Below are 22,198 nucleotides of genomic sequence, written 5' to 3'. Positions count from 1 at the left end.
CCAGGCATCCCAATGTCCGCCCCCTCCAATCCACGCCTCGATCGCTACACTCCCGTTGACCACGCCAAGGTCGATTTCACTGGCGGGTTCTGGGAGAGCTGGAGCGAGACGGTGCGTAAGGTCACCGTGCCGACGCAGCATCAGCGGCTTGACGAGGAGGGCTTCCTCGAGGTGCTCAACTTCCACCTGCCGCCGGCGCCGCTGGTTCGCCCGATCCAGCCGAGCGGGCTTTCCATGCAGCACTTCTTCGACAGCGATTTCGGCAAGTGGATCGAGGCGGCGAGCTACACGCTGAAGGCCCACCCCAACCCGGAGCTGGAAGAGAAAGTCGACGAGATCGTCGAGCAGCTGGCCAAGGGGCAACTGGCGGATGGCTATCTCAATTCGTGGTTCATCCGGCGCGAGCCGGAGAAGCGCTGGACCAACCTCCGCGACCTGCACGAGATGTATTCGATGGGCCACCTGCTCGAGGGGGCCGTCGCCTATTTCGAGGCGACCGGCAAGCGGCGCTTTCTGGAGGTGATGAGCCGTGCCGTCGACCACATCATCGACACCTTCGGGCCCGAGCCGGGGAAACTGCGCGGCTATGATGCGCATGAAGAGATCGAGGTTGCGCTGATCAAGCTGCATCGCATCACCGGCGACCAGCGGCACCTCGACCTCGCGACATTCTTCGTCAACGAGCGCGGCCAGCAGCCGGCCTACTACGACGAGGAGGCGCGGCGGCGCGGCAAGGACCCCAGGGATTACATCTTCAAGGATTACTCCTACAGCCAGGCCCATATGCCGGTGCGCCAGCAGACCCAGGTGGTGGGCCATGCGGTGCGCGCCATGTACCTGTTCTCGGCGATGGCCGACGTCGCCGCCGAAACCGGCGATCTCAGTCTGTACGCTGCCGCCGACCGGCTGTTCGACAACCTGACCGGGCGGCAGCTCTATGTCACCGGCGGGTTGGGGCCGGCGCATGCCAATGAGGGGTTCACCCGGGAGTATGACCTGCCCAACGTCACCGCCTATGCCGAGACCTGCGCGGCGGTGGCGCTGGCGTTCTGGGGCCATCGCATGGCGCAGATCGAGCTCGACGGGCGCTTCACCGACCATGTCGAGCTGGTGCTGTTCAACGGCGCGCTGTCGGGGATCTCGCGCGATGGCGAGCACTATTTCTACGAGAATGTGCTCGAGAGCCACGGCGATAACAGGCGCTGGAAGTGGCACTATTGCCCGTGCTGCCCGACCAATATCGCCCGGCTGATCGCCTCGCTCGGCAGCTATTTCTATACCACGAAGCCCGACGAGCTCGCGGTGCACCTCTATGGCGCCAACACCGCCGAGGCGGTGCTGGGCGATACCGTGGTCAAGCTCAGCCAGGAGACGCGCTATCCCTGGGATGGCGACATCCGGCTCGGCATTTCGCCGGCGACGCCGAAGCGCTTTGCGCTCAGGCTGCGGGTGCCGGGCTGGTGCGGCGAGGCGAAGCTCAGCGTCAACGGCGCCTTCGTGCCGCTTGAGGTGACCAAGGGCTATGCCACCATCGAACGCGAGTGGCGGGCCGGCGACGAGGTGCGGATCGGTTTCGCCATGCCGGTCGAGCGGCTCTACGCCAACCCCGAAGTCACCGAAGATGCCGGGCGGGTGGCGCTGAAGCGCGGGCCGGTGGTCTATTGCCTCGAAGAGGTCGATAACGGCTTTGCGCCGCAGCGGCTGCGGCTGGCGCCGGGGGCGGCGATCGAGACGGCGTTCGATCCCGACCTGCTCGGCGGCGCGGTGACGCTCAGCGGCGGCGCCGTGAAGGCTGGTGATGCCGGCTGGGGTGGGGCGCTCTATCGCAACGCGCCTTCGACGCTGGAGCCGACGCGCTTTACGGCGATCCCCTATCACCTCTGGGCCAATCGCCAGGCGGGCGGCATGCTGGTGTGGCTGCTCGAGGCCTAGCTCCCCTCCCCTCAAGGGGGAGGGGAGCAGAACAGGCATAGCCGGAAGCAGCCGTTGCAATCGCCGGTGGAACCGGCTTTCTAGCGCCGAGAGCAGGCTGAATGCAGGAGAATCGTCGTGGCTGCTATGCGCGGGGCGACAAAGAAGGGCAAGACGGCGCCGGATGGCAGCGAGCCGGTGCGGGTGCGCGGGCAGGGGGCGCAGACCGTCTATGAGAAGCTGCGCCAGTCGATCCTCGACCTGACGCTGGAGCCGGGCGCGCCGCTGGACGAGGTGGGGCTTTCCGAGCAGTTCGAGATGTCGCGCACCCCGATCCGCGAGGCGCTGGTACGGCTCTCGGCCGAGGGGTTGGTGACGACGCTGCCCAACCGCAGCACCATCGTCTCGTCGATCGATTTCGTGCAGCTGCCGATCTATTTCGAGGCGCTGACGCTGATGTACCGGGTGACGACGCGCGGCGCCGCAGTGCACCGGCGCGACAGCGATATGGTGACGATCCGGAAGCTCCAGGCCGCCTATGCCGACGCGGTGGCGCAGCGCGATGCGCTGAAGATGATCCAGTCCAACCGCGATTTCCACGTGGCGATCGCCGCCGCCGGCGGCAACAGCTATTTCACCGGGCTGTTCACCCGGCTGCTCGACGAAGGGCGGCGGATTTTGCGGCTCTACTACCAGAGCTTCGATGACACCCTGCCGCGCCAGTATGTCGATGAGCACGAGGCGATGGTGGCGGCGGTGGCGGCCGGGGATGCAGAGCTGGCGGACAAGCTCGCCGCCGGCCACGCGGCGCAGATCGTGCGGCAGATCCAGAGCTACATCGCGCGGGACACGACCTCGCATATCAGTTTGGCTTCGTAGGGGCACAAGACTATCAGTCGGCGCGCCCTCTCCCGTTTACGGGGGAGGGGGGACCAGCCGAAAGGCTGGTGGGAGGGGGGTGCCGCAGGCTCTGGCGCCTGCCCGGTCCGCTTACGATCAGTGCGTGGGGCACCCCCCCCCCCCCCCCGCCCTCCCCCGCAGGCGGGAGAGGGCACGCCGACTGCGCGGTCGGCGTTACCCCTCCGCCAGCGGCAGCAGCATCGAGAATCTTGCGCCGCCCGTGGGGGACTCCGTGACCGCCACCCGGCCTTTGTGGCGCTGGACGATGGAGGCGACGAGGTTGAGGCCGAGGCCGGCACCGGTGGCGAGCGGCTTGATGCGGTAGAACGGCTCGAAGATGCGTTCGCGGTCGGCTGGGGCGATGCCGGGGCCATCGTCCATCACCGAGACGGTGCCGTTGGGGCTGACCTCGACGACGATCTGGCCGTGATTGGCGGCATGGACGATGGCGTTCTGCACCACATTGGCGAGGGCGCGGGTGAGGCTGCCTTCGTCGCCGCGGATCATCACCGGGTGATCCGGGGCGTTGAGCCCCAGTTCATAGCCGGCGTTGAGGGCGAGCGGCGCGAGATCGCTGACCACGGTGCCGGCGAGTTCGACCAGGTCGAGCGGCTCCATCGTGGTTTCGCCCAGGTCCATGCGCTGCAGGTCGAGCAGCTGGTCGGCGAGGCTCGAGAGGCGGGCGACATCCATCAGCAGCCGGGCCTTTTCGGGGAAGGGCTCGGCGGTCTCAAGCCGGGTCTGCAGGATGGCGATGGGGGTGCGGAGTTCATGCGCCGAGTCGGCGAGGAAGCGCTCGCGCTGCGCATAGGCCTTGTCGAGCCGGGCAAGGCCACCATTGACGGCGTCGACCAGGGCGCGGACCTCCTGCGGCACATTCTCGGTGGGCAGCTGCGTGCCGCGGGCATCGATATCGATCAGTTCGGCCTGCTCGGCGGCCTGCTTCAAACCGCGCAGCTCGCGGCGGATCACCTTGGGGATGATGATGGTCGTGGCAATGCTGGTGATGGCGAGGAGGGCCAGGCTGAACAGGGCCCAGAAGCCGGCAACGAATGACACCACGCCGATGGTCCGCCCACCGCCCGAGACCACCATGACGTCGCCGATCTGGCTCTGGTGCTTTTCGAGCTGCAAGCCATCGGCCTGCGAGCCGGCGCGCGGGCGGACGTCGACCGAGGCGAATTGCCAGAGCTCGCCGTGCAGCTCCTCGTAGTAGATCGGCATCTTGCCATAGGAAACCTCGGTGCCTGCCTCGGTCGCGGCAACGAACCAGACCGCCGGCCTGTCGGCGATCAGTTGCTTCAGCTTGGAGGTCATCTCGATTTCGGCGCCACCGCCGGCGGCCGGGCGGATCGCCTCGGCGAAGGTCGCGGAATTGCCTGGGTCGAGCGGCGGCGCATCGATGAAGCGGAGCGCCGGGTAGATGCCGAGCGGGAACACCACCAGCGCGAAGAACAGCAGCAGGGCTACGGCCTGCACCTGGATCATGCGGCGGGTGAGGCGGCGTTCGAGCCGGACGATTTTGGGTTTGCGGGTCATGACTGCCTGAGGAGGTAACCGACGCCACGCACCGGATGGATTTCTACGGTGCTGCCGGCTTCGGCGAGCTTGCGCCTGAGGCGCGAGATGTGGGCTTCGAGCGAGTTGGACTGGATCTCGTCGTCCGAACCGTAGACGTCTTCCTCGAGCACGGCGCGGCGCACGGTGCGGCCGGACCGGCGCATCAGGCTTTCGAGCACCAGGTATTCGCGGCGCGGCAGATCGACCTTCTCGCCATTAACGAACACGTCGCCGTGGTTGAGGTCGAGCGACAGGTTGCCCATCGCCAACGGCGCGGTTTCCACCTGGCTGGGCCGTCGCAGTACGGCCCGGAGCCGCGCCACCAGCTCGTCGACGACGAAGGGTTTGGCGAGGTAATCGTCGGCGCCGAGGTTCAGGCCTTCGATACGGTGGTGGGCGCCGCCCATGGCCGAGAGCACGACGATCGGGGTGTGCGGGCGGCGCTTGCGGATATGGGCGATGAGCGAGGCGCCGTCGCCATCGCCGAGCTGCCGATCGAGGATCACCAGGTCATGCGCCACCGTCTCGATCGCCTCGATGGCGAACTCGATCGAGGGCACGTGGTCGGTGACGAAATCGTGCTTCTCCAGCGCCGCGCGCAGCAGCGCCGCCATGTCGGGCTCGTCTTCAACCAGCAATAGCCGCATCGGCACCTCCTTCGTCGTCATCGCCGATCAAGCTTGCCGAAAGCTTGCGCCGCCCGAGGCGGCCCGCGCAACCGACCCATGCGCGCTGCGCCGGGGCCACGCAAGGTTCATGCAAGCTTGGCGGCAGACAAGCCATCGCTCGCAATGCCCCGGGGTCTCCCAGGGCGGCGAGACGTTTGGACCCATTACCCTGAGGACTGCGCCATGGACGAGCCCGCAATCCAGCCCGCCGCGAAACCCGAGTGGGCGCTGAGCCGGCGCGAACTGAAAAAGCGGGCGCTGCTGGCGGCCGGCATCCAGCCGGCGCGCTTCCCGTGGATGTGGGCCGGCGCTGCCGTGGTAGTGGTCGGCCTCGCAGTGTTCGTGCTGCCGCAGTTGTTCGCCCCGCAGGCCTCGACCCCGACCGAAACCGCCGCAACCGCGCCGGATGTGGTGAAGCGGCTGCTGACCATCGACGTCGCCACGGCCCAGCCGGCGACGCTGTCGGAAACGCTCAAAGCAACGGGCTCGCTGATGCCGCAGCGTTCCATTGCCATCGCCTCGCAGGTCAATGGCACGCTTAAGAGCGTAGACGCGCGGATCGGCGACCAGGTGAAATCAGGCGATGTGCTGGCGACGGTCGATGTCGAAACCTCGCAGATCCAGCTGAGCCAGCAGCGCAGCACTGCCGCGGCGACCCGGGCCCAGCTGGCGCAGGCCGAGAACCAGCTCGAGCGCACCCTGCGCCTCGCCGATAGCGGCCTTACCCCCAGCGCCACTGTGGAATCCGAGAAAGCCTCGATCGAAGCGCTGAAGGCCAACCTCGCAGCGCTCGAGGCGCAGGTCGCCGGCGCCGAGCTGGTGATCCGCAACGCCACCATCACCGCGCCGTTCGACGGCATCGTCGCAGCGCGCTCGATCGAGCCGGGCCAGTTGATCACATCAGGGGCGGCGCTGTTCGATCTCGTCGATCTCGCGATGATGGAAATGACCGCCTATGTGCCGGTGAGCGCCAGCCCGAAGCTGTCACCGGGGCAAGGGGTATCCCTTACGGTCGAGGGACTGCCCGGCCAGAGTTTTGCCGCCACCGTCGAGGGCGTCAGCCCGGTCGCGGCCAAAGGCACCCGCACCGTGCCGGTGCTGATCTCGGTGCCCAACCCCGAAGGCAAGCTGCGTGGTGGCATGTTCGCCTCGGGCAGCATCGTCATCGAAGAAACGCAGGGGGCGTTTGCCGTGCCCGACGCGGCTTTGCGCGAGGATGACGAGGGGACGCATATCCTCAGGATTGCCGATGGGGCGCTGGTGCGCCAGCCGGTCGAGATTGCGCGCAAGTGGGCGTCGAGCCGGATGACCGAGCTCGCCTCGGGCCTCGTGGCCGGCGAGAGCTATGTCTCCGGCCAGCTCGATGATCTGAAGCCCGGCATGCGCGTCACCGTGGTGGAGAACTGAGCCATGTTCCTCACCAAGATCAGCGTCCGCCACCCGGTTTTCGCCACCATGGTCATGGTGGCGCTGCTGGTGTTCGGCCTCTACTCCTACTCGCGCCTCTCCATCGAGCAGATGCCCAATATCGACCTGCCGGTCGTCGCGGTGGTGGTCAACTATCCCGGCGCCTCGGCGCAATCGGTCGAAAACGACATCATCAAGCCGATCGAAGACGCGGTGAACTCGATCAGCGGCATCGATACGCTGCAATCGATCGCGCAGCAGAACGCTGCGATGATCATCATGATGTTCGACATGGAGGTGAGCTCGGTCGACGCGGTGCAGGAGGTGCGCGACAAGATCGCCGGCATCGAAGCGAACCTGCCCGATAATGCCGACAAGCCGCGGGTGCTGCGGTTCGACCCCAACGCCATGCCGATCATGTCGCTGGCCATCCGCTCCGACAAGCTCAGCTCGCGCGAGCTGACGCAGCTGGCCGATGACGTGGTGGTCAACCGGCTGCGCAATATCCCGGGCGTCGGCAGCGCCGATCTGGTCGGCGGGGTGCCGGCGCAGCTCGACGTGCTGGTCGATCCGGACCGGCTCGACGGCTTCGGCGTCAGCATGTCCGAGGTGATCTCGGCGATCCGGCAGAACAATCTCGACCTGCCGGCCGGCACCATCACCGAGGGCGCGGTGTCGCGCGCCATCCAGCTCGAAGGCCGGCTCGAGGATGTCGAGGATTTCCGTAACATCATCGTGTCGCGCACCGGCGGCCAGGCCGTGCGGCTCGGCGATGTGGCGACCATCACCCAGGGGCAGGGCGACGAGGAAAGTCTCGCCTTCATCAATGGCGAGCGGGCGCTGGCGATCAACATCATCAAAGTGCAGGGCGCCAACACCGTTGGCGTGGCCAAGGCCGTGCACCAGGAGCTCGAGCGGCTTCAGGAGCGCGAGCTGCCCGAGAGCGTCAGCATCGACGTGGTGGCCGACAATGCCGTGCCGGTGGAGCAGTCGTTCCACACGGTGCAGAACATGATCGTCGAGGGCGCGGGGCTCGCCGTGCTGATCGTCTTCCTGTTCCTCAACTCGTGGCGTTCGACCGTCATCACCGCGCTGACGCTGCCGATCTCGATCATCGGCACGATGACGGTGCTGTTTGCGCTCGGCTTCACGCTCAACATGATGACGCTGATGGCGCTGTCGCTGTCGGTGGGCATCCTGATCGACGACGCGATCGTGGTGCGCGAGAACATCATGCGGCACCTGCATATGGGCAAGAACCATGTGCAGGCGGCGCTCGACGGCACCAACGAGATCGGTCTCGCGGTGCTGGCGACGACGCTGTCGATCGTCGCGGTGTTCCTCCCCGTCGCCTTCATGGACGGCATCATGGGGCGGTTCTTCCTGCAGTTCGGCGTCACCGTCTCGGTGGCGGTGCTGATCTCGCTGTTCGTCGCCTTCACGCTCGACCCGATGATGTCGTCGGTGTGGCACGACCCGGATTCCGAGCCGGGCGCCAAGCGCGGTCCGCTCGGCCGGGCGGTGGCGAAGTTCGACCATTTCTTCGAGTGGTGCGCCGGCGGCTATCGGGCGCTGCTGCGCTGGTGCCTGCGGCACCGGATGACGACGCTTGGTACGGCCGTAGTGCTGTTCTTCGCCAGTTTCGCTTTGGTGCCGCTGGTCGGCTTCGAGGTGACGCCGGCCACCGATAACAGCGAGTTCCAGGTCGAAGTGGAGACGCCGCAGGGCTCCTCGCTCGACTATACCGGCCAGAAGGTCCGGCAGGTGGAAGCGCTGCTGCGCACGTTGCCCGAAGTGAAGCGCACCTATGCCACCGTCGCCGGCGGGCAGGGCGTATCGAGCAACAATGCCGGCACCGTCGTCGTCACCATGGTGCCGCCGGGCGAACGCCAGCTGATGCCGCATGAAATGACCGGGCCAGTTCGAGATCTTCTCGCTCAGGTGCCCGGGGTGAAGACCATTGTCGGCGTCTCGAGCGGTTTTGGCAGCCTGAGCAAGCCGATCCAGGTCACCGCCTATGGCGACAGTTTTGCGGTGCTCGGCGACCTCACCGACCAGTTGGCGGCAAAGCTCGCCCAGATCCCCGGCCTCACCGATATCGAAACTTCGCTCGATGCGGCGCAGCCGATCGTCGGCATCCGGGTTAACCGCGAGCTCGCCAGCGAAGCCGGCATCTCGCTGCAGCAAGTGGGTGCGGTGCTGCAGCCGATGCTCAGTGGCGAAGAGGTCAGCGAATGGACCTCGCCGGCGGAAGAAACCTACAAGCTGGTGGTGCGGCTGCCGGAAGGCGAGCGCAACAGCGTCGAGCTGCTCTCCAACCTGCCGATCAGCCGCAATGACAGCGCGGTGATCCGGCTCGGCGACATCGCCGAGATCGAGACCTCGACCGGCCCGGCCGAGATCAACCGGCAGGACCTGTCGCGGCAGGTGACGGTCGACGCCAATATCAGCGGCGCCAATATCGGCGAGCTGATGCCGCAGATCCAGGCGGCGATCGATGCGATCGAAATGCCGGCGGGTTACCGCATGTCGATGGGCGGCGATGCCGAGCAGCTGGGCGATATCGGCTCCTCTGCCGGCTCGGCGCTGCTCCTGGCAGTGGTGTTCATCTACCTGGTGCTGGCCAGCCAGTTCGGCAGTTTCGTCCAGCCCATTGCCATCATGATGGCGCTGCCGCTGTCGCTGATCGGCGTCCTGGTCGGGCTGCTGATCGGCGGCTCGACGCTCAACATGATGTCGATGATCGGCTTCATCATGCTGATGGGCCTGGTGGTGAAGAACGCCATCCTGCTCGTCGACAATGCCAACCAGCACGTGCGCGAGGGCTGGAACCTCTATGACGCGCTGGTCGAAGCCGGGGGCACCCGCTTCCGCCCGATCATCATGACGACGCTCGCCATGGTGTTCGGCATGCTGCCCTTGGCGCTGAGCCTCCACGAAGGCTCGAGCCAGAACGCGCCGATGGCCCATGCGGTGATCGGCGGGCTGATCAGCTCGACGCTGCTGACGCTGGTCGTCGTTCCCGTGATGCTGACCTACACCGACTCGTTGAGCGGACTGGTCAAGCGTGTGCTGCGTCGGCGCGAGCCGGCGCAGCATCATCCAACGCCTGCGGCGGCTGAGCTCGCCCCGCACTGATCCGATAACCCAAGGACTGATCATGATCACCGCACCGGCTTTGCAGGCGCGCGCCGCGCGCCTGCCCCGACTGCTCGTTGCCGTCGGCATCGCGGCGCTCCTGGCGGGCTGTTCCTCGCTCGCCTACCAGAAACCGCAGATGGCGGTGGCAGCCGCGTTTAGCGCCTCGTCTAACGCTAGAGTTTCCGTCGACAACAGCAACAAGGCGTGGTGGACGGCGTTCCGCGACCAGCGGCTGAGTCGGCTGATCGACCGCGGGCTCAGCCAGAACCTCTCGATCGCCCAGGCGGTGGAGCGGATCAACGAGGCCAATGCCGGCATGATCGCCGTCGGCGCCACCGTGCTGCCCTCGGCCTCGGGCAGCGTCGCCGGGCGCGAAAGCGGCGGCTCGGGGGCATCGAGTTCGTCGGTCACCTATGGCGCGACCGCCTCGTGGATGCTCGATCTGTTCGGGCAGTATGCCAATTCGAGGAAGGCCGCCGAGGCCGGTCTTGATCAGGCCTACCTCTCGGCCGACACGGCGCGGCTGACCTTCCTGTCGGAACTCACCAACGCCTATATCGACCTGCGCTACTATCAGGAATCGCTGGCGCTCACCCGCTCGAGCCTCGCCACCCGCCAGCAGACGCTGGAGCTGACGCAGTCGTTGCTCAACAACGGCGCCGGCTCGCAGCTCGACGTGCTGCAGGCGCAGAGCGCGCTCGATGCCGCCTCGCTGCAGCTGCCGAGCCAGGAGCTAGGGTTCGTGCGCAGCCTCAACCGGCTGGCGACGCTCACTGCGCAATCAACGGGCGCGATCGAGAAAGACCTGATCAAGGGCGCGCCGCAGCCCTGGCCGCGGGCCAAGGTCAATGCCGGCGTTCCGGCCGACCTGATCCGGCAGCGGCCGGACATCCAGGCGGCCGAGCGGGCGCTGCTGGCGGCGACCGCCAATGCCGGGATCGCCGAGGCGCAGCTGTATCCGTCGATCACGCTCAGCGGCAATATTCAGCTGGCGGCGCTGGCCGGCGGCAACACCACCAGCTGGGGGTTCGGGCCGACGCTCAGCCTGCCGTTCCTCGATGGCGGGCGGGCCAAGGCCAACCACCAGGCGGCGTTGTCGAAAGTGAACCAGGCTTATCTCAGCTGGCAGAGCGCGGTGCGCGGCGCCATCGAGGAGACCGAAAACGCGCTGGCCGCGGTGCGTCGCGACGGCCGCAGCATCGATGCCGCGACCAAGGTGTCGGACAGCGCGCAGCGGCAGCTCGAATTGGCGCGGAAGAGCTACCAGGAAGGGCAGGGGCAGATACTCGACGTGCTCAACGCCGAACGCAACCTGTTCGACGCCAAGGCCCAGCTGGCAACGTCGACGCGGCAATATGCGAGCAACTATGTGGCGCTGAACGTGGCGATCGGTGGGGGGATCGGGGCGTTGCCGGCCAAATAAGGTGGTCACCGGTATGGGCAGTCGGCGTACCCTTTACGGGGGAGGGGGATGAGGGCCGGAGGCCCTCACCGCGGGGGGACCACGCGAAAGCGTGGTGGGAGGGGGGTGCCCCACGCACTGATCGTAAGCGGACTGGGCAGAGGCCAGAGTTTGTGTGAGCAAGCGGGAAGATCGCTGACACTATTGTCCGGATACATCGCTGACAGTTTTCACGGTGTTGGGGGCTGGTCGAGCTGGTCCGAACCTGGCTGGTGGGGGGGGGGTGCCCCACGCACTGATCGTAAGCGGACTGGGCAGAGGCCAGAGTTTGTGTGAGCAAGCGGGAAGATCGCTGACACTATTGTCCGGATACATCGCTGACAGTTTTCACGGTGTTGGGGGCTGGTCGAGCTGGTCCGAACCTTGAGAGTTTCTGGGTGTAGCGGTCGATGAGGACGAGGGGCACGTTGGCGAAGCGGACCAACCAGTGTCCGTCGTCACGCTCGGTGATGCCGACGGCCTCACCAATGAGGGCCTCGGAGATGAAGATCATTCCGCCACGCCACCTGACCTCGCCGCTCGCTCGTACCCGGCGAACCTGCTCGTGCGGCCCATAGGAGGGATCCTCAAGTCGCTCGCAGAACGGGCGCGGGGAGTCGCTGTAGAGCTCGGCCGGCGGTCTCTGGTCGAGCGCCTCATGGGGGCGCTCGAAGTTGTACTCGTGCCGGAAGGCCTCGAACCGGCGCTGTTGCTGGGCTGCCGTATCGGCCGGTGGATCGCAGGTCTCAGCCTTCAGGGTGCCGTGCATACGTTCGTGCCGGCCGTTCTGTTGCGGCTTGCCCGGATAGATCCGTTCCAGGTCGATCCCCATCTTGACCCAGCGCGCCGATAGCCGGGTCAGTCCGCCTGCGCCGGTAGAAGCGAAGGGTGAACCGTTGTCGGAACGCATGGCCTTGGGCAGACCGTGCTCGCGGAACAATCGATCGGTGACCTTGCTGACCGCCTCGGTGACAGGCTCGATGATCTCAAGCCCCAACAGGTATCGACTACGGGCATCGCTCACCGTCAGGGGATCGCAGCGCGTGCCGTCGGATGTGCGGATCCAGCCCTTGAAGTCGATGCACCAGGCGTCGTTGGCAGCTGCCACTTGGGCAAAGGGCTGCTCGATCGTCAGCGCTCGCCGGCGTCGGCGACGCGGCTGGCTCAGTCCCTCGCGACGCAGCAGATCGGCAACCGTGCTCGGCGCCGGCCACGGCCAGTCCGGATGCTCACGGCTCAGTATCGCCAGCAGCTTCTTGGGTCCCCAATAGGGCTTGCGCAGCCGAGCCTCGATCAGTTCAACCACCACATCGGCCGGCGTCGCTCGGCCATGATGGTGCGGTGCCCGCGAGCGCTCCTCAAGCCCACCGGCGCCTTCCTCAGCAAAGCGCCGCTGCCACTTGTAACCGGTCTGTCGGCTGATGCCGTAGCGCTCGCAAAGAACGCTCATCGGCTCATCGCCAACAAGGCAGTCCGCCACGAACTGCACCTTCGCATCCATCACTGACGTCGCTTCCCACGGCATCGACAGGTCCTCCTGTCAGCCATGTATCCGGACTAAACTGTCAGCGATCTATCCGGATCGGACCGCGGATCGGACCGTGGCACCCCCCTCCCACCAGCCTTTCGGCTGGTCCCCCCTCCCCCGTAAACGGGAGAGGGTGCGCCGACTGCACGTTCCTCGGCTACTCCTCCGGCATCCCCGCCTCCACCCAGCGGACGAACAGCGCGATCTGCTCCTCTGCCAGCGGGTAGCTCAAGAACGGCATGCGCGGGGTGCTGATGCCCTTCAGCCGGCGGATCAGTTCGCTGCCTTCGGGGTCGCCCGGCAGCAGCACCGGGCCATCCTTGCTGCCGGCGATCGCCAGGGCGTAGCTGTCGAGGCGCAGGCCTTTCCCGGCGCCCTGGGCGGAATGGCACATCACGCAGTGCTTGGTGACGATGGGGTTGATATCTGCCCAGGTCGGCGGCTGGCCCACGGCTTCTGCTGCCGCTGCCGCCTGGCTGAAGCAGATCAGGAGTAGAGAGACAAAAGTCCGCTGCATGGTGGCGACCAAAGTCAGTGTTCGAACGAGGCGGTGAAATCATCCTGGCGCATAATCACTAGCACATCCTCAGTCACAGCGCGCGAAGTGCATCGCATGGTTGCGAAATGGTCTTGGTAAATACGTGTCATCGCTGATGAATCTGGCATCAGCTGTTACTGGATACGCTTGTTAGCGGCGTGATATGCTGCCTTCCTCGCAGCCGCCGGCCGCCCGCCTGCGGCGTCTCGCGTGGGAGGAAGAACATGAGAAGACTGGTTCTGCTTGCACTGGCTGCTTCGTTCTGCCCGATGGTTGCGTCGGCCGCCGATGTCAGCCTCGACGACATGCGCAAGGCCGTGGACAAGTACAAGGATGTGAACGTGGCGCTGGCGGATGGTTACATCCTGCCCGAAAATCACTGCGTGTCGGCCGCCAATTCGGGGTTGCCGCCGGAACTCGGCGCCATGGGGCTCCACTACATTCACCCGGGCCAGCTCGAGATCACTGGCACCGCCCCCAAGGTCGACGGCAAGAGCACCTATACCGACTGGATGAAGCCCTCGGTGCTGATCTATGAGCCGCAGGCCGATGGCACGCTCGAACTGGTGGCGGTGGAGAACCTGGTGTTCCAGGCGGCCTGGGATGCGTCGGGCAAGACCGAGGAACTGGTGCTCAACGGGCGCGCCTGGGACCACATGGCCGACGACCCGGCGACCGCCGGCGACGAGGCGCATGGTTTCATGCCGCATTACGACCAGCATGTCTGGCTCTACCGCACCAACCCGGCAGGCGACCTGATGCCGTTCAACCCGGCGGTGACCTGCGACCACGCTGAACACAAGATGTGATGGTGGTCTAGGCGCGGAAATCGGCAGTCGGGACTCCCTCTCCCGTTTACGGGGGAGGGGGACCACGCGAAAGCGTGGTGGGAGGGGGGGGCCCCACGCATTGATCGTAAGCGGACGGGGCACAGGCCAGAGTCTGCGGCACCCCCCTCCCACCAGCCTTTCGGCTGGTCCCCCTTCCCCCGCAGGCGGGAGAGGGTCGCCGACTGCGCCGCTGGTGCTAAATCGAAGCCGAAGTCTCAGCCCGTTCGGCAAACTGCCGGCGCGCCGTCGCAATACGGTCGCGGTTGTTCAGCGCGATCGAGCCCAGCCGTTTGACCCCGCCGACCAGTTCCTCGCCCAGCTCGGTGAGCTCGTATTCGACCCGCGGCGGGATGGTGGCGAAGGCGGTGCGCTCGACGAAGCCGTCGCGCTCCAGTTCCCTGAGCGTCGCCGCCAGCTGCTTCTGGGCCACGCCGCCGACATCGCGGGCGATTTCGCCGAAGCGCAGCCGGCCGGTTTCCAGCGCCACCAGCACCGGCACGGTCCAGCGCGCGCCGGTCAGGTCGAACACTTCGCGGACGATGGTTGCGTCTGGCTTGGTCATTTTCGGCACCTCGATTCACGACCGAAGTACCTTGCATCGGCAAGCTTGCGACAGGCTTGCAGTCAGTCCTTTGCCTCGCCGGAAGGGGGCGTTCCGTCCCTCGCTTCCTCAATCCTATCGCGGAACAGCGTCGCCCGCGCCAGGAGCATGAGCGTTACCGGCGTGGTGACGGTGACGAACAGGAAGATCACCAGTTCGTGGATCACCAGGCGTTGTTCCGTCACCGTGAAGAAGATCGTTGAAGCCAGGAGGATCAGGCCGCCGCCCATGCTGGTGCCCATGGTGGGGGCGTGGATGCGACGGTAGAAATCGGGGAAGCGGACGAGGCCCAGGCATCCGGCCATGGTGAGCCCGGCGCCGACGACGACGCAAACCGAGACGAGGATAGCAAGCCAGAGCGGCAGCGCGTCGATCATTCGATCACCTCGCCGCGCATCAGGAATTTGGCCAGCGCCACCGTGCCGACAAAGCCGAGCAGGCCGATCAGCATGGCGAGCTCGAAATAGATCGTAGAGCCGGTGCGGATACCGAGCGTCACCAGCAGCAGCAGGCCGACGACATAGAGCGCATCGAGCGCCAGGATCCGATCCTGGGCACGGGGGCCGCGCACCATGCGGTAGAGCGTTGCCAGCATGCCGACGCCCAGCATCAGCTGGGCGGCGAGGAGGCTCCAGTCGAGGATCATCTGGCTCATTGAAAAATCTCCAGCAACAGCCGCTCGTAGCGGTGCCTGACGGTGGCGATCCATTCGTCCTTGTCGGCGAGGTCGAGCACGTGGATCAGCACGGTGTTGTGCTCGCCGTCATATTCGAGCCAGGCGCTGCCCGGCGTCGCGGTGAGGAGGCAGGCCAGCACCGCCAGCCCGAACTGGTTGGTCAGCTGCAATTCCATCTTGATGAAGCCCGCCGAGGGTTCAGCCCTCGGGTTGATGAGGATCAGCAGCACCGCGATGTTGGAGCGGATGATGTCGATGCCGGCCACCGCCACCAGCTGCAGCAGGCTGGTGAGGCGCCGGAAACGCACGCGCCCGGGCAGGATGGCGCTGGCGGCGAGCGCGGCGGCAACAGCAACGGCGCCACCGAGCAGGATCTGGCCCAAGCCGATCGATTGCTGCAGCACCAGCCACATCAGCAGCAGCAGCGCGGCGAGAACCGGATAGGGGAGCAGGCGCTTCATGGCGCAGTCCCCATGGGCAGCACCACATCCATGTAGCCCTGCGGCGAGTGGATGAATGCCGCCGTCTCGGCGAAGAACGCCATCGCCGGCCCGGCGGCCAGCGCCAGCAGCACGCAGAGCGCCAGGAGCGCGACGATCGGGACGATTTCGGCAGTACGGACCCGCGGGACGTCGCTGTCGGGCAGCGAGGTCCAGAAGATGTTGATGCCGTTGCGCACCATCGCCACCAGCACCAGGAACCCCGAGCCGATCAGCGCCGCGACGAACCACCAGGTGGCGGCAGTCGGGCCGGCGCCGAGCGCTGCCGAGATCATGGCGAATTTCGAGACGAACCCGGAGAGCGGCGGCAAGCCGGCCATGATCAGCGCAGCAATGGCGAAGCACCAGCTGACCAGCGTCGCGGCGCCGGGCAGGGTGCGGCTGACCTCGTCGCTGTCATCGGGCGCCTCTTCCTCGTCGCCGTAGATTTCGAGCGACACGGCCAGCACCTGGGCTTCGGCCGGCAGGATCTGGTCGATCACATCCTTGAGCAGGAACAACGCCCCGGCCGCGAGGGTGGCGGCCACCACATAATAGAGCGCCCCGCTGGTCACCCCTGGCGCGTTGTAGCCGACGGCGAGGAGGAGCGTGCCGGCCGAAACCAGGATCAGGTAGCTCGCCAGCCGGTCGAGCGCCTTGCTGGAGAGCGCGCCGATGCTGCCATAGGCGATGGTCGCCAGCCCCAGCACCAGCAGCACGTTCTGCCCGAACGCCAGTTCCGGGCCCGAGGCGTTGGCGAAGACCAGGGTCCAGAGCCTGAGGATGGCGTAGAACCCCACCTTGGTCATCACCGCGAACAGGGCCGCGACGGGTGGCGCCGCCGAAGAATAGGTGCGCGGCAGCCAGAAATGCAGCGGCCAGGAGCCGGCCTTGATCAGGAAGGCGACCCCCAGCACCGCAGCGCCGGCATCGAACAGCCCGCGATCATCGGGGGCGATCAGCGGCACGGCGCGGCCGATATCGGCCATGTTGAGCGTGCCGGTGGTGGCGTAGATCAGCGCCACGCCGATGAGGAACAGGAACGAGGCGACGAGGTTGATGGCGATATAGTGCAGCGCCGCCTTCACCTGGTTGCGGCCACCGCCATGCAGCGTCAGCCCGTAGGAGGCGGCGAGCAGCAGTTCGAAGAAGACGAACAGGTTGAACAGGTCGCCAGTCAAGAAGGCGCCGTTGAGCCCCATGGTCAGGGCATGGAACAGCGGGAAGAAGTTGCTGCCGCGGCTGTGCCAGCGCGCCGAGGCATAGAGGAGGGCCGCGAGCGACAGGATCGAGGTGACCAGCACCATCACCGCCGCCAGCCGGTCGGCGACCAAGACGATGCCGAACGGCACCGGCCAGTTGCCGAGCGGGTAGACTGCTGCGAGGTTCCCATCCGATCGCGCCAGCACCACCAGCAAGAGGATCGAAACCAGCAGCAGCACGACGCTGAAGGCGATGTTGAGCCGCACCCGGCTGACGGGCCTGAGGTTGCCCAGCAGCAGGTTGGCGATCACCGCCGCCATCGGCACGAGGATGGCCAGGATGGCGATGTGGTTGAGCTCGGCCATCAGTCGAGCTTCCCATCGACATGGTCATTGCCGGTCAAGCCGCGGGCGGCGAGCAGCACCACGAGGAACAAAGCCGTCATGGCAAAGCCGATGACAATGGCGGTGAGCACCAGCGCCTGCGGCACCGGATCGACATAGTCGGCCGGGTTGGCGTTGGCGCCATCGAGGATCGGCGCCGCATCCATGCGCAGCCGGCCCATGGCGAGGATGAACAGGTTCACCGCGTAGGAGATCAGCGACAACCCGATGATTACCTGGAAGGTGCGGGGGCGGAGGATCAAATAGACCCCGGAGGCAGCAAGCACACCGATGGCGGCGGCAAGGATCAGTTCCATTTTGCCAGCCCCTCGCGTTCCCTGGGTTTGGCCGATCCGGCAGGCTTGGGCCGGCGGATCGACTGGTGCGCCAGCGCGATCAGCATCAGCACGGTGGCGCCGACCACCAGGGCAAAGACGCCCAGGTCGAACAGCAGGGCGGTCGCCAGCGGGATTTTGCCGATCAGCGGGATCTCGGCATAGGCGAAGGCCGAGGTGAGGAACGGCGCGCCGAGCGCCATCGCCCCGAGCCCGGTCAGCATGGCGAGCCCGAGCCCCCAGCCGATCCACAATACCGGCAGGACGCGCAGCCGCTCTTCGACCCAGCGGGTGCCGTGCGCCATGTATTGCAGGATGAAAGCCAGCGACATGATGATGCCGGCGATGAAGCCGCCGCCCGGCAGGTCGTGGCCGCGCAGCAGCATGTAGATGGCAATCAGGATCACCACCGGGAACAGCCAGCTCATGATCAACGAGGGGATGCGCAGGAAATCGTCGGCGACGCGCTGGCCGTCGGCGCTGCCATCGAGCAGGCGCTGCTGCTCGGGCCGCTCGGCGCTGTCGACGGCTGGCCGGAAGCGGCGCAACAGGCCGAACACGGTGAGCGCCACGACGCCCAGCACGGTGATCTCGCCCATGGTGTCGAAGCCGCGGAAATCCACCAGCATGACGTTCACCACGTTGGTGCCGCCGCCCTCCTTGTAGGCGTTGGCGAGGAAGAATTCCGAGATCCCCAGCGGGGCGCTGCGGGTCATCACGGCGTAGCTCAAGAGGGCGGCGCCCAGCCCGACCAGCAGCGCGAGGCCGACGTCGCGCAGGCGCCTGAGCCGCATCTTCAGCGTCAGGTCTTCCGGCACCGGCAGGCGCTTGGGCAGCCAGCGGAGGCCCAAGAGGATCAGCACCGTGGTGGCGATTTCGGCGAGCAGCTGGGTGAGGGCCAGATCGGGCGCCGACAGCCAGGCGAAGGTGATGCAGGTGGCGAGCCCGGCGCCGCCCATCAGGATCATTGCCGCGAGCCGGTGGAACTTGGCCTGCTGTGCGGCGGCGATGGCGCTGATGCCGCCCACGAGCCAGACGAGGCCGAGCACCGGATCGAAGCTTTCCGGCAGCGGCAGGTTGCCCATGCGGGCCCAGCCGGCCGCGACGCCCGCGGCGAGCGCCAGGAGCACCACGATGAAGATCTGCGGCTGCAGCCGTTGCGTGCCGAACAGCTCGATGAAGCTGCGCGCCCATTTGTTGGTGGCGTTCAGCAGCAGGCGCTCGAAGATACGCTGGCCGCGGAAGCGGGTGAAGAAGGGCAGTCCGTCGACATCGCGGAAGCGCCGGTAATAGGGCACGTAGATCACCACGCCGCCGAGCATGGCGAGGAGGCTCATCAGCAGTGGCCAGTTGAAGCCGTGCCAGACCGAGAGGCTGTAATAGGGCGTGTCGGGCCCGAGCACCGACTGCACTGCCGCGGCGAGGAACGGCCCGATGGTGATGCCGGGGATGATGCCGACGGCGAGGCAGACCACCACCAGGAGTTCCATCGGCCGCCGCATCAAGGCCGGCGGTTCGTGCGGCACCCGGTCGAGTTCGGTTGGCGGTGGCCCGAAGAACACGCCATGCACGAACTTGATCGAGTAGGCGACGCTCAGCATGCCGGCAATGGTCGCGCCGATCGGCAGCGAATAGTTGACGAAGATGTCGGGGTGGAACTCCGCCGTCTCGGTGAAGAACATTTCCTTGGAGAGAAAGCCGTTGAGCAGCGGCACCCCGGCCATGGCGCCGCTGGCGATGATGGCGAAGGTGGCGGTGAACGGCATGAACCGCCACAGGCCGCTGAGCTTTCGCACGTCGCGGGTGCCGGTTTCGTGGTCGATGATGCCCACCACCATGAACAGCGAGGCCTTGAAGGTGGCGTGGTTGGCGATGTGGAAGATCGCCGCGACGGCAGCGAGCGGCGTCCCCATGCCGAGCAGCGTGGTGATGAGGCCGAGGTGACTGATGGTCGAATAGGCGAGGAGGCCCTTGAGGTCGCGCTGGAACAAGGCCGCGGCAGCCCCGAAGATCAGCGTCGCGAGCCCGGTATAGGTGACGATGGCGAACCAGAGCTCGGAATCCGACATCACCGGCCAGAAGCGGGTGAGGAGGAACACGCCGGCCTTCACCATAGTGGCCGAGTGGAGATAGGCCGAGACCGGGGTCGGCGCCGTCATGGCGTTGGGCAGCCAGAACTGGAACGGGAACTGCGCGCTCTTGGTGAAGGCGGCGAGCAGGAACAGGATCAGCGTCACCGGGTAGAGCGGGCTATCGACCAGCGTGCTGCCCGAAGCCAGCACATCGTCGAGCTCGTAGCTACCGACGATATGGCCGATGAGCAGCATGGCGACGAACAGCGCCAGCCCACCCATGCCGGTAACGATCAGCGCCATGCGGGCGCCATCGCGCGCATCGCCGCGGTGGTACCAGTAGCCGATGAGCAGGAACGAGACGAAGCTGGTCAGCTCCCAGAACACCGCGAGCTGGATGATGTTGCCGGAGAGCACGAGCCCCAGCATCGCCCCCATGAAGGCGAGCAGCAGCGCATAAAAGCGCGCCACCGGATCCTTGGGCGACATGTAGTAGCGCGCATAGAGCACGACGAGCAGGCCGATCAGCGTGATCAGCACGCAGAACAGCCAGGCGAGGCCATCCATGCGCAGCGTCAGGTTGAGCCCGAGCTGCGGGATCCACTCGATGCGGTAGATCAGCGCGTCGCCCGCGGAAACCTGCGGGAACAGCAGCAGGGTGACGAGGAAGAGCAGGGCCGCGACGCCGCCGGTGACGTACACCGCTCCCGAGGCTAATCGACCCTGCAGCGCATAGGCGAGGACGCATGCCAGAAATGGCAAGGCACACAATGTTCCCAATGCGACGTCAGGCGAAAATCCCGGCAGCGTCCCGTCCCCAGCTCAGTGTGTGCATCGGGTATAGGTGGCGTCGAGGCGGTTGGAAAGTGCCCCATTTGTCGGTGCGGCAGCTTGTCCGATTTAATGACTGGTGACGCTCTCGCAGCAGGGCACAAGCCATCCCACCCACCGGTGTCATCCCGGCGAAAGCTGGGACCCATCTACCCACTTGCGCTGCGGCGAGTTGGGTCCCAGCTTTCGCTGGGATGACACCGAGTTTGGGGTAGCTTTCGGTGAACAACACATACTTTGTGTACCTGCTCGCTTCACGGCGCAACGGGACGCTCTACACCGGTGTGACCAGCGACCTGATGGGCCGCGTCGCGCAACATCGCGAACATGTCGTTCCTGGATTCACCAGCAAGTATGGCGTCACCCGGCTCGTGTGGTTCGAGGCACACGAATCGATCGAGGCGGCGATTACGCGAGAAAAGCAGATCAAGACGTGGCAGCGCGCCTGGAAGATCGAGCTGTTCCGCGACCTGAACCCGAACTGGGATGATCTATTTCCGGCATTGGGCAAAGGCATCTGGTAGGCACTGAGCTACCCCCACCCACCGGCTGTCATCCCAGCGAAAGCTGGGACCCATCTACCCACTTGCGCTGCGGCGAGCTGGGTCCCAGCTTTCGCTGGGATGACACCGAGTTTGATGAGGCTGCAGTGGTTCGCTGACGAGTTGCCGCGACGTCTGCAGCATTGCGCCTCGCTCCCTAAAACGCCCCGAACAGCGCCTTCTGCGCGATGCGGAGCGCAGAGATCGCGTCGTGGTCTTCCTGGGCCTTGCGCAGCGCCTTCAGATCCAGCGCTTCCAGCCCGCGGTCTACCGCCTTGAGGAAGTCGATGGCGTGGTCGGCGGTCTGGACGCTGTCTTCGCGGAAGGGGAACTGGTCGAGTTGCCAGACGCCGTCCCACTTGTTCTTGCGCAGGACATGGAAGAACTCGAACAGCTCGATCGGGTGGAGGCTGCCGGCCACCAGGTCGTCGTCCCAGGAGCGGTAGTTGTCGTTGACGTCCATGCCGAACAGCCGGCCGTAATCGATGGCCATCTGGGCCGAATCCGCCGCGGATTCGCCGCCGAAAATGGCGTGGCCGAAATCGAGCAGGATGCCGACATTGGGCAGGCCAATCTTCTCGATGCCGAGCAGCGTCCGCGCCAGCGAGTCAAAGCTCATATGCACGCGCGGTTCGCGCGGCTTGTATTCGATGACGAATTTGAGGTCCGGGTTCTCGCTGGCGAGGCGGCCGACGCCATCGAGCGAGTTCTTCCACAGCGTGCCGTGGTCGACCTGGAACGGGTAATCCCAGCCGTCCTGGCCGGGCCAGAGCTTGACGTATTCGGCGCCGAAGGCTCGCACCACGCCGGCGGCTTCGGTGATCAGTTCGTGGGCGCGCTGGCGGATGCCGGGGTCGGGGTTGGTGAAGGCCCCCTTCCTGAACTCGCGGGTGTAGATCTCGGGGGTGATGCCGATGACGCCAAGCTTGTTGCGGTCGAGCGCCGTCTTGATCTCAGCGTTGCTGAATTCGCCGCCGAAGAACGGGTAGTTGATGTCGACGACGCTCAGGTCGCGCACCTTGCCGGCGAGGTCGATGGCCTCGATGACGTTGCGCGGCTCGCCATAGCCGTCGGTCGCATAGCGGTCGACATAGGTGGCAAAGTGCCAGATGCCGGCTCCGAAGCGCAGCTTGCTCATCTTGTTGTTCTCCC

The 22,198-nt window shown here is 66.1% G+C and carries 19 protein-coding genes; 7 read left to right on the top strand and 12 right to left on the bottom strand.

The features are described 5' to 3' along the window. Nucleotides 1–12: 12 nt before the first annotated feature. The gene (locus ASC68_RS20815; protein WP_055883532.1) at nt 13–1,932 is read left to right on the top strand and encodes a beta-L-arabinofuranosidase domain-containing protein; all 1,920 of its coding nucleotides are present in this window, start codon (nt 13–15) and stop codon (nt 1,930–1,932) included. Between the two features lie 126 nt (nt 1,933–2,058). Then, on the top strand, nt 2,059–2,790 hold the full coding sequence (locus ASC68_RS20810; protein ID WP_055883528.1) for a GntR family transcriptional regulator: 732 nt from the start codon (nt 2,059–2,061) through the stop codon (nt 2,788–2,790). Between the two features lie 195 nt (nt 2,791–2,985). Here ASC68_RS20810 and ASC68_RS20805 read toward each other — a convergent pair whose 3' ends face one another. After that, nucleotides 2,986–4,350: a HAMP domain-containing sensor histidine kinase gene (locus tag ASC68_RS20805; protein ID WP_055883525.1), complete on the bottom strand. Its 1,365-nt coding sequence runs from the start codon at nt 4,348–4,350 to the stop codon at nt 2,986–2,988. After that, nucleotides 4,347–5,018, bottom strand: a complete 672-nt coding sequence (locus ASC68_RS20800) for a response regulator transcription factor (protein WP_055883522.1) — start codon at nt 5,016–5,018, stop codon at nt 4,347–4,349. Before ASC68_RS20800 ends, ASC68_RS20805 begins: the two co-directional genes overlap by 4 nt. Nucleotides 5,019–5,222: 204 nt before the next feature. On the opposite strand from ASC68_RS20800, the gene ASC68_RS20795 reads away from it, so the two are divergent. Genes ASC68_RS20795 through ASC68_RS20785 form a run of 3 tightly spaced genes read left to right on the top strand, consistent with a single transcriptional unit; the run spans nt 5,223 to nt 11,010 of the window. Continuing rightward, nucleotides 5,223–6,446 (top strand): efflux RND transporter periplasmic adaptor subunit, encoded by a 1,224-nt coding sequence (locus tag ASC68_RS20795; protein ID WP_055883520.1) that lies wholly within the window; start codon nt 5,223–5,225, stop codon nt 6,444–6,446. Nucleotides 6,447–6,449: 3 nt separating this feature from the next. After that, complete coding sequence (locus ASC68_RS20790; RefSeq protein ID WP_055883518.1) at nt 6,450–9,584, top strand: efflux RND transporter permease subunit; 3,135 nt, start codon at nt 6,450–6,452, stop codon at nt 9,582–9,584. 22 nt (nt 9,585–9,606) lie between these two features. Further along, nucleotides 9,607–11,010: an efflux transporter outer membrane subunit gene (locus ASC68_RS20785; protein ID WP_156387397.1), complete on the top strand. Its 1,404-nt coding sequence runs from the start codon at nt 9,607–9,609 to the stop codon at nt 11,008–11,010. Between the two features lie 337 nt (nt 11,011–11,347). On the opposite strand, the gene ASC68_RS20780 is transcribed toward ASC68_RS20785, so the two are convergent. Continuing rightward, nucleotides 11,348–12,553: an integrase core domain-containing protein gene (locus ASC68_RS20780; protein ID WP_055883514.1), complete on the bottom strand. Its 1,206-nt coding sequence runs from the start codon at nt 12,551–12,553 to the stop codon at nt 11,348–11,350. A gap of 160 nt (nt 12,554–12,713) precedes the next feature. Next, nucleotides 12,714–13,073 (bottom strand): c-type cytochrome domain-containing protein, encoded by a 360-nt coding sequence (locus ASC68_RS20775; RefSeq protein WP_156387396.1) that lies wholly within the window; start codon nt 13,071–13,073, stop codon nt 12,714–12,716. Between the two features lie 245 nt (nt 13,074–13,318). Here ASC68_RS20775 and ASC68_RS20770 point away from each other — a divergent pair, with 245 nt between their 5' ends. Next, nucleotides 13,319–13,903 carry a hypothetical protein gene (locus tag ASC68_RS20770; RefSeq protein ID WP_055883510.1) on the top strand — a complete coding sequence of 195 codons (585 nt, stop codon included), beginning with the start codon at nt 13,319–13,321 and terminating at the stop codon, nt 13,901–13,903. Between the two features lie 217 nt (nt 13,904–14,120). Here ASC68_RS20770 and ASC68_RS20765 read toward each other — a convergent pair whose 3' ends face one another. The 7 genes from ASC68_RS20765 to ASC68_RS20735 form a co-directional block, all read right to left on the bottom strand. Further along, nucleotides 14,121–14,486, bottom strand: coding sequence for a helix-turn-helix domain-containing protein (locus ASC68_RS20765; protein WP_055883506.1), 366 nt, complete (start codon nt 14,484–14,486; stop codon nt 14,121–14,123). A 62-nt stretch (nt 14,487–14,548) separates the two neighbouring features. After that, complete coding sequence (gene mnhG / locus ASC68_RS20760) at nt 14,549–14,902, bottom strand: monovalent cation/H(+) antiporter subunit G (RefSeq protein ID WP_055883504.1); 354 nt, start codon at nt 14,900–14,902, stop codon at nt 14,549–14,551. Continuing rightward, nucleotides 14,899–15,180 carry a K+/H+ antiporter subunit F gene (locus tag ASC68_RS20755; protein ID WP_055883500.1) on the bottom strand — a complete coding sequence of 94 codons (282 nt, stop codon included), beginning with the start codon at nt 15,178–15,180 and terminating at the stop codon, nt 14,899–14,901. The genes mnhG and ASC68_RS20755 overlap by 4 nt, the downstream gene beginning before the upstream one ends. After that, the gene (locus ASC68_RS20750) at nt 15,177–15,662 is read right to left on the bottom strand and encodes a Na+/H+ antiporter subunit E (protein ID WP_055883498.1); all 486 of its coding nucleotides are present in this window, start codon (nt 15,660–15,662) and stop codon (nt 15,177–15,179) included. Before ASC68_RS20750 ends, ASC68_RS20755 begins: the two co-directional genes overlap by 4 nt. Then, nucleotides 15,659–17,248, bottom strand: a complete 1,590-nt coding sequence (locus tag ASC68_RS20745; protein WP_248310578.1) for a monovalent cation/H+ antiporter subunit D — start codon at nt 17,246–17,248, stop codon at nt 15,659–15,661. The genes ASC68_RS20750 and ASC68_RS20745 overlap by 4 nt, the downstream gene beginning before the upstream one ends. Beyond that, complete coding sequence (locus ASC68_RS20740) at nt 17,248–17,583, bottom strand: Na+/H+ antiporter subunit C (protein ID WP_055883493.1); 336 nt, start codon at nt 17,581–17,583, stop codon at nt 17,248–17,250. Before ASC68_RS20740 ends, ASC68_RS20745 begins: the two co-directional genes overlap by 1 nt. Beyond that, nucleotides 17,574–20,444: a monovalent cation/H+ antiporter subunit A gene (locus ASC68_RS20735; protein ID WP_349236246.1), complete on the bottom strand. Its 2,871-nt coding sequence runs from the start codon at nt 20,442–20,444 to the stop codon at nt 17,574–17,576. The genes ASC68_RS20740 and ASC68_RS20735 overlap by 10 nt, the downstream gene beginning before the upstream one ends. A gap of 281 nt (nt 20,445–20,725) precedes the next feature. Between ASC68_RS20735 and ASC68_RS20730 the strand changes: the two genes are divergently transcribed. Continuing rightward, nucleotides 20,726–21,028: a GIY-YIG nuclease family protein gene (locus tag ASC68_RS20730; RefSeq protein WP_055883489.1), complete on the top strand. Its 303-nt coding sequence runs from the start codon at nt 20,726–20,728 to the stop codon at nt 21,026–21,028. A 175-nt stretch (nt 21,029–21,203) separates the two neighbouring features. On the opposite strand, the gene ASC68_RS20725 is transcribed toward ASC68_RS20730, so the two are convergent. Next, nucleotides 21,204–22,184 (bottom strand): TIM barrel protein, encoded by a 981-nt coding sequence (locus tag ASC68_RS20725; protein WP_055883486.1) that lies wholly within the window; start codon nt 22,182–22,184, stop codon nt 21,204–21,206. Between the last annotated feature and the right edge of the window lie 14 nt (nt 22,185–22,198).

The organism is Devosia sp. Root105 (genome assembly GCF_001424865.1).
Classification (GTDB): domain Bacteria; phylum Pseudomonadota; class Alphaproteobacteria; order Rhizobiales; family Devosiaceae; genus Devosia_A.
This window is presented reverse-complemented; position numbering and strand designations above follow the sequence as displayed.